This window comes from Paraburkholderia piptadeniae (genome assembly GCF_900007165.1).
Taxonomy (GTDB): domain Bacteria; phylum Pseudomonadota; class Gammaproteobacteria; order Burkholderiales; family Burkholderiaceae; genus Paraburkholderia; species Paraburkholderia piptadeniae.
The window spans coordinates 1-13181 of record NZ_CYGY02000026.1; the positions used below are offsets into that span (position 1 = coordinate 1).

The 13181-nt window shown below is 64.0% G+C and carries 13 protein-coding genes; 3 read left to right on the forward strand and 10 right to left on the reverse strand.

Annotated features, from left to right (window positions below; genetic code table 11):
* From oxlT to BN2476_RS13775, 3 genes are all read right to left on the reverse strand, one after another.
* Positions 1–778: oxalate/formate MFS antiporter (gene oxlT / locus BN2476_RS13765; RefSeq protein WP_087734806.1), on the reverse strand; the 778-nt coding region annotated here is incomplete at its 3' end.
* 500 nt (positions 779–1278) lie between these two features.
* Complete coding sequence (locus tag BN2476_RS13770; protein WP_087734741.1) at positions 1279–1998, reverse strand: GntR family transcriptional regulator; 720 nt, start codon at positions 1996–1998, stop codon at positions 1279–1281.
* A 193-nt stretch (positions 1999–2191) separates the two neighbouring features.
* On the reverse strand, positions 2192–2407 hold the full coding sequence (locus tag BN2476_RS13775) for a hypothetical protein (protein ID WP_235850819.1): 216 nt from the start codon (positions 2405–2407) through the stop codon (positions 2192–2194).
* Positions 2408–2775: 368 nt separating this feature from the next.
* Here BN2476_RS13775 and BN2476_RS13780 point away from each other — a divergent pair, with 368 nt between their 5' ends.
* Positions 2776–4122, forward strand: coding sequence for a metallophosphoesterase family protein (locus tag BN2476_RS13780; RefSeq protein ID WP_087734743.1), 1347 nt, complete (start codon positions 2776–2778; stop codon positions 4120–4122).
* Between the two features lie 31 nt (positions 4123–4153).
* Here BN2476_RS13780 and BN2476_RS13785 read toward each other — a convergent pair whose 3' ends face one another.
* A complete protein-coding gene (locus tag BN2476_RS13785) occupies positions 4154–4507 on the reverse strand; it encodes a DUF1428 domain-containing protein (protein WP_087734744.1) in 354 nt (117 codons plus the stop codon).
* Between the two features lie 250 nt (positions 4508–4757).
* A complete protein-coding gene (locus BN2476_RS13790; RefSeq protein ID WP_087734745.1) occupies positions 4758–5402 on the reverse strand; it encodes a GNAT family N-acetyltransferase in 645 nt (214 codons plus the stop codon).
* Positions 5403–5605: 203 nt separating this feature from the next.
* Between BN2476_RS13790 and BN2476_RS13795 the strand changes: the two genes are divergently transcribed.
* Positions 5606–7069: a mechanosensitive ion channel family protein gene (locus BN2476_RS13795; RefSeq protein ID WP_087734807.1), complete on the forward strand. Its 1464-nt coding sequence runs from the start codon at positions 5606–5608 to the stop codon at positions 7067–7069.
* Positions 7070–7146: 77 nt separating this feature from the next.
* On the opposite strand, the gene pcaF is transcribed toward BN2476_RS13795, so the two are convergent.
* Positions 7147–8349, reverse strand: coding sequence for a 3-oxoadipyl-CoA thiolase (gene pcaF, locus BN2476_RS13800; protein WP_087734746.1), 1203 nt, complete (start codon positions 8347–8349; stop codon positions 7147–7149).
* A gap of 362 nt (positions 8350–8711) precedes the next feature.
* On the opposite strand from pcaF, the gene BN2476_RS13805 reads away from it, so the two are divergent.
* Positions 8712–9536: an IclR family transcriptional regulator gene (locus tag BN2476_RS13805; protein WP_087734747.1), complete on the forward strand. Its 825-nt coding sequence runs from the start codon at positions 8712–8714 to the stop codon at positions 9534–9536.
* Between the two features lie 126 nt (positions 9537–9662).
* On the opposite strand, the gene BN2476_RS13810 is transcribed toward BN2476_RS13805, so the two are convergent.
* The 4 genes from BN2476_RS13810 to phnF form a co-directional block, all read right to left on the reverse strand.
* Positions 9663–10853: a M20 aminoacylase family protein gene (locus BN2476_RS13810; protein WP_087734748.1), complete on the reverse strand. Its 1191-nt coding sequence runs from the start codon at positions 10851–10853 to the stop codon at positions 9663–9665.
* A gap of 112 nt (positions 10854–10965) precedes the next feature.
* A complete protein-coding gene (gene phnN, locus BN2476_RS13815; protein ID WP_087734808.1) occupies positions 10966–11571 on the reverse strand; it encodes a phosphonate metabolism protein/1,5-bisphosphokinase (PRPP-forming) PhnN in 606 nt (201 codons plus the stop codon).
* Positions 11572–11579: 8 nt separating this feature from the next.
* On the reverse strand, positions 11580–12311 hold the full coding sequence (locus tag BN2476_RS13820; RefSeq protein WP_087734749.1) for a DUF1045 domain-containing protein: 732 nt from the start codon (positions 12309–12311) through the stop codon (positions 11580–11582).
* Positions 12308–13066 carry a phosphonate metabolism transcriptional regulator PhnF gene (gene phnF, locus BN2476_RS13825; RefSeq protein WP_087734750.1) on the reverse strand — a complete coding sequence of 253 codons (759 nt, stop codon included), beginning with the start codon at positions 13064–13066 and terminating at the stop codon, positions 12308–12310. Before phnF ends, BN2476_RS13820 begins: the two co-directional genes overlap by 4 nt.
* Positions 13067–13181: the final 115 nt, after the last annotated feature.

Here is a 13181-nt window from a genome sequence, read left to right on the forward strand (position 1 = left end):
GCAGCTTCGCGAGGCCCCAGTCCTTCGCGATCGGCCCGATTTGCGCGGTCGCCATCAGGCCGCCCGCCGCAACCGCGACGAAACACAGATAGATCACCCAGAACACGGGCGCCTTGATCATCTGGCCAGGTGTGTAATCGACCTTGGTCACGGCGAACTTGCGCTTCACGTTGTTTGCCGCGCGCGCGACCGGCTTTTTCAGCAGCAGCGCGAGCACGAAGATGCACACGCCTTGCAGGATGCCGAAGAACAGGAACGTGTGCTCGTAACCTGAGCGCGTAATCATGTTTGCGATCGGGATCACGGTGACGGCCGCACCCGCGCCGAAGCCCGCCGCCGTCAGCCCCGCGGCGAGGCCGCGCTTGTCCGGGAACCACTTGAGCGCATTGCCGACGCACGTGCCGTACACGCCGCCCGCGCCGATGCCGGCAATGACGGACGCCGCGTAGAGTTCAGGCAGCGTCGTCGCGTATGAATTCAGCACCCATGCAAGGCCCGCGCAGAGCGCGCCGCCCGCCACGACGGGACGCGGACCGAAGCGGTCGACGAGCCACCCTTCGACGGGCACGAGCCATGTTTCAGTGAGAATGAAGATCGAGAAGGCAAGCTGAATCGATGCTTCGCCCCAGTGGTGCCGCGCATTCATCGGAGCGACGAAGAGCGTCCACGCATATTGAAGATTTGCGACCAGCGCCATGCATAGCATACCGATGATCAGCTGACACCAACGGTTCGAAAAGAAACCGCTTCCCGTCGCCTGTCGGGTGTTTCCATTCATGTGCATCGTCTCCGCTGTCGACGGGAGTCGGCGCTTTAGCGCTTACGCCCGTCGCATGCAAAATGTTGCGTTCTAATGTTTTCGATGCGGACTGCGCGATCCAGGATCGTTGCGCCCGCAAGCGCCTTACTCGTTTTCTTCTACCCGGCATTGGGTGACTTTCGACAGACCTGCGTAGTTAACCATTCAAACAGGCTGCGGTCTTTTCATTTTTATTCCAACGGGCTGCGGATTTTCCCCTATGCGATGCACATCGAAGCACAAAAGCAAGCGTTAACCCTTAACCCAAAGGCTTATTCCGGGCGAACCCATGCTAAGCGCGTGTAGCGAATTGCGAATAATTAAAGTTACTTATCGAACCGATAGGCAATCGTTTATGGATGCGATCGCACGGGACGCGCAGACGAGCTTGCCGCTTGGCAATGAGGGAAGATGCGGACATCCGCGAAACGGATGTCCGCTAGAGAGCGGAGAGCGGTACTGCTGAAAGCGCGCTGCGCTCAGTCGAGGAAATCGCAGTTCGCCTCGATGAAGGCGGCGAGATCGAGCGAGTGCTGACGCACCAGGCGCTCGGCGAGTTCGGTGTCGCGCTTTTCGAGTGCTTCGATGATCCGCAGATGATCGACGATCGAGCGCGACGCGCGGTCGCTCTGCGAAATCGTCATCCGGCGGATCGCGCGCACGTGAATGAAAATGTTCTTGATCGTGTCGAGAATGATCTGCGACTTCGACAGTTCGACGATTGCCTGGTGGAACGCGATATTCGCGTCCGAGTACTCGGCGATATGCTCGGCGGGCGTCGAATCGCGGAACTGGTCGAACATATGACGCAGCCGCGCGATCTCCTCGTCCGTCGCATGCAGTGTCGCGAGACGCGCGGCCATGCTTTCGAGCGCGGCCCACATCTGCACCATCTCGACGATCTCGCGCTTGCTCTTGCGCACGATGTAGATGCCCCGGCGCGGAATCGTGCGCACGAAGCCTTCCTGCTCGAGCAGCGTCATCGCCTCGCGCACGGGCGTGCGGCTCACGCCGAGCGATTCGCTCAGCGCGCGATCGTCGAGACGGATCTCTTCGCGCGACGCGTAAATGTCCGCGTCGGCGATCGCCTGGCGCAGCATTGCGTACGCGCGATCGCGCAGGCTCGCGCTGGTCCCGATGGGTTGCAATGACAGGGTGAACGGTGTTGCCGCTGGCCGGCTGTCCAGTTCTGACGACATGCATCGCCTCTGATGGGTCGGTGTCTTGAACACCGTGGTTGTTCAAGCGGCCGGATGCGCCGCGCCCGTATCGTGCCGCGGGCATCCATCGCCACGCGGACTGGTGACGTATTCAGTATATCAGTGTGTGAGGTATTGTCGACGGGCGGCGCGTCCCGTCTGGCGGAGAGCACAGGGGGCGTGCTGTCGCAGCTTATGGATTCGGGACGCTCGTCGCCGCGCCGTTCACGGATGCCGTCAACGCCCCCGCTGCCGCCGACGGTTCGCGCGGCGCTTCGAGCATTACCGCGCCACATTGCAACTGGCCGTTGTCGTTCGATTCGAGTTCGGCGGCCGTCAGGTTCGCGCACGCCGCATCGACGATCGTGCCGATGTCGTGCCGGTTGCGCTCACGCGCGGCGTGCTTCATTTCGCCCTGGAGCCATCCGCTGAAACTCACGACGGCGAATACCGCTACGGCTGAAAGGACTGACTCGAGCTTCGTCAAACGCATCTTGGGTGAAGGCTTTGCAGAGGGATGGCCAGTCACGATAACGGCATCGCCGCGAAAAGCTTGAGCCCACGCGCAGTTGAAAAGTGTCCCGCAGTGTCCCGCCGATTGCAGTCAGAAAAATGCCCGGCGATATCTGATCGCGCAGCGCCTTTTGTGCAAATTGCGGCGAGCCAATCGTCTTGGTGTTGCCGGAACGATCCTTAAGCCTGTCGATAGCGTCGACACCACAACTTTACTTGCGGCTTTCGCGTAACAAGCCGATCCGCATTGAACGGGAGAGCGTCATGGCCACCGAGCCCGAAAGTTTCCGCGATCAGTTCGTCTCGATGTTTCAATCCGTCGTCGATGAAGTCGTGCGCACGACGACGCCTTCCACGGGTCTCACGTCGCGGCCGGGCCTCGACAACCCGCTCGTCAACGCCGCCGCGACGATCGCGCAACTGAAGGCGCAAGGCGAGGCGTCGCTGCCCGATGTCGCGCCGGGAGAGATCGCGCAGGACGCGTGGACGTGCGCGAAGATGGGACTCGATCTGATGGAAGCACGCGCACGCGGCGACAACGCGACGGCCGAAAGCATCCAGAACGATATCCGCTACAACGTCTGCGACCCCGCGTGGCTCACGGTCATTGAAAACTACATGCAGTACTTCGGCGCGGACGGCAAGCGCGCCGCGATTCCCTACCGGCGCGCGGCCGCGATCGGACCCGTCACGGTTCCGCTGAAAGCGGGCGCGACAGTCGTGCTGATCGCAGACTGGGGCACGGGCACCCAGGTCGCCGCCGATCTGCTGAAACAGGCCGCGCTGCAAAGCCCGGACGTCGTGATCCATCTCGGCGACATCTACTACTCGGGCACGCCGCAGGAGTGCGACGCGAACTTCAGGAAGATCGTCGATGCCGTGCTTTCGCGCGATACGAAGGACGTGCCCGTCTATACGCTCTCCGGCAATCACGACATGTACTCGGGCGGCGCCGGCTATTACGGGCTGATCGACACGCTCAACGATCACGCGCGCCTGCAGCCCGCCAGCTTCTTCTGTCTGCGCAACGACGACTGGCAGTTCATCGCGATGGACACGGGCCTGCACGACTACAACCCGTTCACGGTGACCGACGTCGTGACCTTTCTGGAGCAGGACGAAGAAGACTGGATCGTCGAGCGCATCGCCGAATTCAGCGGCAAGACGATTCTCCTCTCGCATCACCAGCTGTTTTCCGCGCTCTCGCAGATCGGACCGCCGCAGACGGACGGCAAGCTGACTGCGTACAACCCGCGGCTGCTCGCGAGCTTTCGACGCTTTTCGCAGGCTGCGAAGCAGCCGATCACCGCGTGGTTCTGGGGCCATGAACACAGCCTGAGCGTGTATCAGCCGTACCTCGGCTTGACGCGCGGACGGTGCATCGGACACGGCGCCGTGCCCGTGCTCGTCAATGGCCCGGAGAACGCGCCGGACCCGCGCGTCGTCAATCCGCCCGCGCTGCAGAACGTCCTGCTGAAACAGGCGAACAAGGTCTACATGCACGGCTTCACGATCGTCCGGCTCGGACAAGGCACACAGAAAGCGCAAGCGTCGGCCGAGTACTACGAGAGCACCGACGGCACGACGCCCATGTTCACCGAAACGCTCTAGCTCAAGCGCGCCGCACGCGGGACGTCTCGCGCTACACGTCGACGATCACTTCGAAGCCGCCGTAGATCAGACGCTTGCCGTCGAACGGCATCGGCAGCGCATCGGGCTGCGTGCGCGGATCGGCCATCACTTTCTTCATCCCTTCGTCGCGTGCCGCGCGCGACGGCCACACGACCCAAGAGAACACCACCACCTCGCCGGGTTCGAGCTTGACGGCCATCGGAAACGACGTGAGCTTGCCTTCGGGCACGTCGTCGCCCCAGCACTCGACGACATTCAGCGCGCCGTATTCCTTGAAAACGCCCGCGGCAATCTGGGCATGCCTACGGTAAGTTTCGCGATTCTCCTCCTTTACGCCGACGACAAATCCGTCCACATAATTCATTGCAGCCTCCTTTCGCGGTTTCGTGAGAACGTAGGCATATCTCGCGTCGTTGCCCGGTTCTACACACACGACGAGCGAGGCGGCAGTGAATCGACAGCACGGCGATAATTTTCCGTATGCCTGTGCACGCGGCCATGCTGCGCGCGGCACCGTGGCGCAATCCGCGCAGCATTCAACAGAACTTTTGACATGTCGAGCCGGTTCCATCGGGAAATTGGCAGCATCCCGCGGCGCACGCGCCCGATGACGCTCACGCCGCGCGCCGGTTCGTGGCGCGCGGCACTGCGCGCGGCAATTCCAGACGCCGCGACCACGTCGCCATCATGCGGACGGCAACGGGCGGCTTGCTGAGTATCGCGCTGTCGTAACGCTTGCCATCGAAGTGATGCGTATCGACGATGCGAAAGCCTTGCGCGCGATAGAACGCGATCAGATGCGCAGCGGGCTCCGGCGTGTCGAGCGCAAGCTCGGCAAAGCCGCGCGTCGCGGCCCAATGCTCGGCGAACGTCAGCATCGACTTGCCGATGCCGCGCCCTTGCCACATCGGATCGATGCCGAACTGGCGCACGCTCGCCACATCGTCGCGCTGATAAAGCTCGCACGGCGACTCGGCGTCGCGCGCATAGAGCGTCATCGTGCCGACGATCTTGCCGTTGCAGACTGCAACGAAACAGTCGCCTGCCGATGCGCGCTGCTGCGTCACCGCGATGGACTGATCGACACACGTGCAGTTGAGTCCCATCATCCCGAGCCTCGCGAACGCGCGATGCAGCATCGCGGTGAGTTGCGCGTACGAGTCGCGCGCGGGATCGAAACGCCGCACGATGCCGCCGGTTTCGTGGCGAATGCCCGAACAGTGCGCGTTCCGGCTGACGACTGCGTGCCGCTTCTGCATGGCCTCTCCGTTCAACGATCGATGCCTGCAGTCTAGGGACGGCTCTGATGCGCAACAAGAAAAAATGTCGTAAAAAATGGGCTCGTGCTCGTAGCGATCGCGGCATCGCATCCGCCATCGCGCCGCGTTGCACGAGGCCGTGCTACTGTCGCGGCAACCGGCTCGCACGTTTCTTCATCGTTCCGTCCCGCCATGGAGTGCGCGTGAACAATCCGCTGATTATCGGCTTTGCGCTCGTCGCGCTCGATGTGGTGGTGTGGCGTTGCGCGATACCCCGAAACGAAGTCGCGCGTCTGCTAGTGCGGCTCTGCATCTATGCGGCCTTTAGCGCGCTGCTGTTCAGCTCGAACCTGAGCCCGTTCTCGCAGGCGCCCTATCTGAATTCGCGGCCGCTGCACGTGATCGGCCAGGTGCTCGAAATCATCTGGTGGCTCATGGGCGCGCGCCTGCTCAGCATGGCGCTCGACACGCTGCTCCTGCCGAGGACTTGGCGCCGTCAGCGGCTCTTTCAGGATGTGTTCGGCGCGCTCGTGTTTCTGGCTGCCGTCGTCGCCGCGCTCGGCTTCGTGCTCGAGTTGCCCGTGCGCGGACTCGTCGCGACATCGGGCGCGCTTGCGATCGTGCTGGGCCTTGCGATTCAAAGCACGCTCAGCGATGTGTTCGCGGGCATCGTGATCAACACGACGGAGCCGTATCACATCGGCAACTGGGTTTCCATCGACGGCGTCGAGGGCAAGGTGCTGGAGATGAACTGGCGCGCAACGCATCTGCTGACGTCGCAAGGCAACATCGTCATCGTGCCGAACGCGGTCGCGGCCAAGGCGAAGATCACGAACAGCAGCCGCCCGCCGACGCTGCATGGCGTGACCGTCACGCTCGAGATCACGCCCGAAGCGCGCCCGGGCGTCGTGCTGGCCGCGCTCGAACGCGCGCTGGCCGGCGTGCGCGCCGTGATCGCGGACCCCGCGCCGTATGCGCTCGTGAAGAGGACCACCGTCACGTCGATCCAGTACGAAGCGACGGCCTACGTCGACGACATGAGCAAGAAGCTCGCTGTCACGAACGAGCTTTACGACCTGTGCTACCGGCATCTCGCGGCGGCGGGCGTCGAGCTGAGACCGCCGGGCGTCCCGTATGCGCCCGCCGCGCCCGCGGCGCAGGTCGATCGCAGGATCAGCCTGCTCAGGCGCGTCGAACTGTTCGCCGCATTGACGCCCGAAGAGCTGGCGCGGCTCGCGCCCCTGCTTTCGCGCCATGAATATGACCGCGGCGACATCGTGCTCACGCCCGAAACCGTGCCCGACAATCTGAGCATCGTCGATTCGGGCGTGCTGTCGGTCGTCGCGGAAAGCGCGTCCGGTCCCGTTGAAGTGAACCGCCTCGGTCCCGGCGATTCAATGGGCGAAGCGGGGCTGCTCGCGGGCATGCCCGCGCGCGTGAAGATTTCGGCGCTGACGCACGCCGTCGTCTATCAGTTGAAGAAAGACGACGTGACGCCGCTGCTCAAGGACAATCCCGACGTCGCAAAGCTGATGTGCCGGCTGCTGTCGCGCCGCCAGGATACGCTAGGCAAGCTCGGCACGCCGACACCCGTCGCGCAGTCGGAGCAGTCGATCTTTCAATGGCTGCTCGATGGCATGCGCAAGCTGCACGATCTGACGTTCTGAACGCCGCGTGGCGCATCGCATGACGGACTCGCCATGCGATGCTCGACAGCCGATCAAACGATCAAACGATCAAACGATCAAACGCGTTCGATCGCGATCGCAATGCCCTGCCCCACCCCGATGCACATCGTGCACAGCGCGAAGCGGCCTTGCGTGCGTTGCAGCTGATACATCGCTGTCGTCACGAGCCGGGCGCCGCTCATGCCGAGCGGATGGCCCAATGCAATCGCGCCGCCGTTCGGATTCACGCGCGCGTCGTCATCGGCGACACCCAGCGCGCGCAGCACGGCCAGGCCTTGCGATGCGAACGCTTCGTTCAATTCGATCACGTCGAACTGGTTGATGCTCATGTTCAGGCGCGCAAGCAGCTTCTGCGTCGCGGGCGCCGGTCCGATGCCCATCACGCGCGGCGCGACACCCGCCGTTGCGATGCCGAGCACGCGTGCGCGCGGCGTCAGGCCATAACGCTTCGCGGTCTCTTCGTTCGCGAGCAGCAAAGCAGCCGCGCCGTCATTGACGCCCGACGCGTTGCCCGCCGTCACCGTGCCGTCCGGGCGCACGACGCCCTTCAGCTTCGCGAGCGCTTCGAGGCTCGTCTCGCGCGGATGCTCGTCCTTCGATACGACGATCGCGTCACCCTTCTTCTGCGGAATCGTCACCGGGACGATTTCCTGCGCGAGCGTGCCGTCCTGCTGCGCGCGCGCCGCCTTCTGCTGGCTGCGCATCGCGAACGCATCCTGATCGGCGCGGCTGATGTTGTAGTCGGTGGCGACGTTTTCGCCCGTCTCCGGCATCGAGTCGACACCGTACAGCTGCTTCATCAGCGGGTTGACGAAACGCCAGCCGATCGTCGTGTCGTAGATGTCGGCCTGGCGCGAGAACGCGCTCGTTGCCTTGCCCATCACGAACGGCGCGCGGCTCATGCTCTCGACGCCGCCCGCGACCATCAGCCCCGCCTCCCCCGACTTGATCGCGCGCGCCGCGATGCCGATGGCATCCATACCCGAGCCGCACAGACGGTTGACCGTCGAGCCCGCCACATCCTTCGGCAGGCCCGCCAGCAGCAGCGACATGCGTGCGACGTTGCGGTTGTCCTCGCCCGCCTGGTTCGCGCAGCCGTAGATCACGTCGTCGATCGCGCTCCAGTCGACTTCCTTGTTGCGCTCCATCAGCGCCTTGAGCGGCACGGCGCCCAGATCGTCGGCGCGCACCGACGACAGCGAACCCGCATAGCGGCCAATCGGCGTGCGAATCGCGTCGCACAGGAAAGCTTCCGTCATGAGATGTCTCCAGTAATGGCAGGCTGGCGTATCGTGGAAGGCGCCAGCGTCGGCGCATGGGGAGCGCCGGGAAAATGTGCCGATGAACCGAAGTTTGTTCTATACTCGAACAAACGATCACATATCGAACAATTCAGGTTTGATGATAGGCGGGTGGCGGAAAGACTGTCAAGCGCGGCGGCGCGCGAGCGCGCGTCGGAATCCGCAATAAGGTGTCGCTCAAAACGGCAGAAGCCGGCAGGAACGGCCGGCGCGGGGAACCCGCGGCGAAGTTGGCGAATCCGGGCGCTTGCGCTATCGTCACGGCTTTCCGCAGGCCAACGAAGGCTGTCCCAACGTTTGAACGTATCGTGCATAGGCCCATGAGCAAAGTCCCACCAGCGTCACAAGCCGTTTCCGTCAACGATGGGGACGCGCCCGACAAACCGGGCGACTCGTACGTGCAGTCGTTCGCGCGCGGCCTCGCGGTGATCCGCGCGTTCAACGCCGAGCGGCCCGAGCAGACGCTCACCGACGTCGCATCGGCGACGGGCCTCACGCGCGCGGGCGCGCGCCGCATTCTGCTGACGCTGCAAACGCTCGGCTACGTCGAGGCCGAAGGGCGTCTCTTTCGCCTGACGCCGAAGATTCTCGACCTCGGTTTCGCGTATCTGACGTCGATGCCGTTCTGGAATCTCGCCGAGCCCTTCATGGAAGAACTGTCGGCACAGGTGCACGAAAGCTGTTCGGCGGCCGTGCTCGACCGCACGGAGATCGTCTACGTGCTGCGCGTGCCGACGCACAAGATCATGACGATCAATCTGTCGATCGGCAGCCGTTTGCCGGCGTATTGCACGTCGATGGGACGCGTGCTGCTGTCGTCGCTCGACGAAGCGACACTCGACGCGACCCTCGACGCCTCGCCCATCGTCGCGCACACGCCGCGCACGATCACCGACAGGAACGAGTTGAAAAAGGCGATCGCGCAGGTGCGCAGCCAGGGCTGGGCCGTCGTCGATCAGGAGCTGGAAGGCGGGCTGATTTCGCTGTCCGCGCCGATCCGCAACCGGCGCGGGCAGATCATCGCGGCGATGAACATCAGCGGCAACGCGCAGCGCAATTCCGCGAAGCAGATGGTGAAGGCGTTTCTCGAACCGCTGCAAAAAGCGGCGCAATCCGTATCGGATATGGTCGCGCTGCGCGGCTGATCGCGATTGCGCGCGGCTTGCGCATCGTGAAGAGCGCGAGCGACGCGCGTCTTTGCCTCAGCGAATCGCGAAAGCTGAGCCGCGCGCGCAACACCGATTCAAACGCGCCCGTCCATCAACGGCCTGTCAACGGCTCAGATAGCGCTCCACGAGACGCGCCCAGTACGCGGCGCCGATCGGCAGATTGCGGTCGTTGAAATCGTAGTGCGGGTTGTGCACCATGCAGCCGTCCTCGCCGACGCCATTGCCCAGGCGCAGGAACGACCCCGGCCGCTGTTCGAGCATGAACGCGAAGTCTTCGCTGCCCATCAGGATGTCCGCATTCGGCTCGACGTTTTCAGCGCCGACCAGTTCGCGCGCGACCTGAATCGCAAACTCCGTTTCGGCATCCGTATTGACGACGACGGGATAGCCTTCGATGTAGTCGACGTGCGCCTTGCCGCCATAGCTCGCGGCCTGCGCTTCGGCGAGTTCGATGATGCGCTGCTTCAGAAGCGCCCGCACTTCCGGGCTGAACGAGCGCACGCTCAATTCGAGCTTCGCGCTCGACGGAATCACGTTGTTCGCGACGCCCGAGTGCATCGTGCCGACCGTCACGACGGCGGGCTGCGCCGGGTTCACGTTGCGCGCGACGATGGTTTGCAGCGCCATCACGATGCTCGACGCGATCACGATGGGATCGACGGTGAGATGCGGGCGCGCCGCGTGGCCGCCGACGCCTTCGATCGTGATCGTGGCCTTGTCGCCCGCCGCCATGAACGCGCCCTTGCGAAACAGGAACTTGCCCGGCTCCGCGCCCGGATGGTTGTGCACGCCGAACACCGCGTCACATGGAAAGCGCTCGAACAGGCCGTCGTCGATCATCTTCTTCGCGCCGCTGTCGATCCCGCTTTCCTCGGCCGGCTGAAAGTACAGATGCACCGTGCCCGAGAAGCGGCGCGTCTTCGCCAGATGCTCGGCGGCGCCGAGCAGCATCGTCGTGTGGCCGTCGTGACCGCATGCATGCATCTTGCCGTGCGTGCCGCTCGCATACGGCAAGCCCGTCTGCTCGACGATGGGCAGTGCGTCCATGTCCGCGCGCAGCCCGATGCTGCGCGTGCCGTCGCCGACCTTCAACGTACCGACCACGCCCGTCTGGCCGACCCCGCGCGTCACCTTCCAGCCCCACGCCTCCAGTTTTTCGGCGACGAGCGCCGCCGTCGCGACTTCCTCGTACGCGAGTTCGGGATGGTGGTGAATGTGGCGGCGGATGTCGCGCAGTGAAGCGGCAGCGGGTTCGAGGTCGGCGATTTCGGTCAGGGGGGTGGCGTCGGTCATCAGGGGTGCTCCGCGGGTTTGCTCCGGTTCTTTTGCCGCGTCTCGCGCGCAGCGTCAATCCGCAGACTATAGCAACGCGAGGCCTTTCCCGTAAGACGGCCGTGCCTTTGACTTACTTAACGCTTTCATCGGGAACGGGCGCATCGGTCCGGGACTCACACGACGGCTGCGCTCGCGCTTCGTTCTTCAGCACGTCGACGAACGCCTGCCCGGCTGCTTCCAGCGTGCCGGAATTGTCGATATGCGTGAGATGCGCGCCGTCGGGCAGCGTGAACGGCGCCTGGCGCGCGAGGCGGGCCTCGACCTGCTCCTGCGTCTCGCGTCCGCGCGACGCGAGACGCTGCGCGAGAATATGCGGCGCTGCATGGATATGCACGACTTCGAGATGCGGATAGCGCTTCAGCGCACGCGACAGATACGCACGCGACCCATTGACGACGACGGTGCAGCCGCGCGCGAGCCACGCGTCGATCTCGATGCCAATGCCGTAGTGCAACTCGTGACTCGACCATTCGAGCGCAAAGAGGCCTTGCGCCGAACGCGCGGCGAATTCTTCGCGCGTCAACGCGATGTGATTCTCGTTGTGCCCCGTGCCGCGCGTGATGTAGCGATGCGCAAAGACAACGGGCGTGCCCGCGACGTGATCGCGCGCGAAATGCAGCAGCGAATCCTTGCCCGCGCCCGATGGTCCGATCACATAGATCAAACGGCCCTTCATGCGTTCATTCACTCCTCTTGTTCTGCTGTAAATGCGAGCCGCTGCCACAGCATGAACGGCTCGCCCGGCGCAGGCTCGACGAAGATCGCTGCGCCGTCGATCGACAACGGCCCGAGACGCTGCGCCTCGCGATGCCACCATGCGACGATCGCGGCGCGATCAGCGGCATTGTCGAGCGAATTGGACAGCGTCATGTGGAAACGAAACTCGTCGAGCACATACGGGTATCCCCATTCGACGAGCAGTTCGCGCTGGCGTTCCGTCAGCGGCGCCTGCATGCGCTTCGCGGTGTCGGCGGCGGATGGCTTCTCACGCAGCGGCGCGAACGTGCGCAGCGCATCGGCGGCGAGTGCGCGCATGCGTTCGTCAGCCGATGGTGTCGCGGGACGCATCGCCACGAAGTCGCCCAGCGTCGCCGCTTCGACGTGCAATGCGAACGGCCTTTGCGTGTGCGCCCAGTTTTCCGCAGCTTCGAGCAGATCGGCGACGGTCGCGCCATCGGCAAGACGGAACGGCGCGACGAGTGTGCCGTGCCAGCCATAACGGCGCGGCGATGCCGTCAGTTGCGCAAGCGCTTCGGATAGCGCGAGCGCTTCTTGCGAATCAATCGAAGCGCCGCTTTCGGCATCGCGACCGAGCCACGCGGAGCCCGCATCCCACCAGCCCGACGCGCGCGCCGGCGCGTAATAGATTGCAAAGCGCGCCTGCGCGGACCATGCATTCATCGTGGCCGCACTCATACGTCGTGCTCGACCATCAGTTGCACGCGATCCGCGGCGAAGTGCGTGAAGCCGTATTTGATCGGCGTGCCTTCCGTATCGACGTCGACGTTTTCGACCCACAGCACAGGCTGCTGCCGGTTGATGCCGAGACGCCGCGCGACTTCCGGCTCGGGCAGCACGCTGCCGATACGGCTCCACTTGCGCAGATAATCAGTCACGCCGTATTCGGCCATCGCCTTCGTGATGCCGCCCACGCGTTCGAGCACGTCGGGCAGATCCGCGAAACGCGCGGCCGGATAGAAGTTGCGCGCGAACGTGAGCGGCACGCCGTCCGCTTCATACAGCGACTCGATGCGATACACGAACGCGCCCGCGCGCAGGCCCAACGCTTTCGCGACGGTCGGATCGGCCTTCACGCGCGCCGCCGACAGCATCGTGCCCGCCGCCGAATGATGCTGCTGTCGAAGGTTCTCGGTAAAACGCGTGCGGCGGCCGATCGTATAGTCGATGGCGCCCGGCTGCACGAACGTGCCGCGTCCCTGCTCGACGCTGACGAGTCCTTGCGCGGCGAGACCCAGCATCGCGCGGCGGATCGTATGGCGGTTCACGTCGAAGCGCCGCGCAAGCTCGCCTTCGCTCGGCAGACGTCCGTCCTCGCCGAAGCCGCTTGCCGCGATCTCCTTCGCGAGGATCTGCTCGATCTGCCGCCATACGGCAACGCCCGCTCCCCGTTCGAGCATCGTGCCCGGCGCCGCGTCGTCGTTCGATGTCATGGTGCTGTCATTCCCTTCGGTTCAAATAAGCGTTCTGTGCATTGTAGTCTGCGAGCCGTGGCGGAAATATGAAACGCGCCTTCTGTCACGAGACAGCGACATTTTAGCTCTAAAC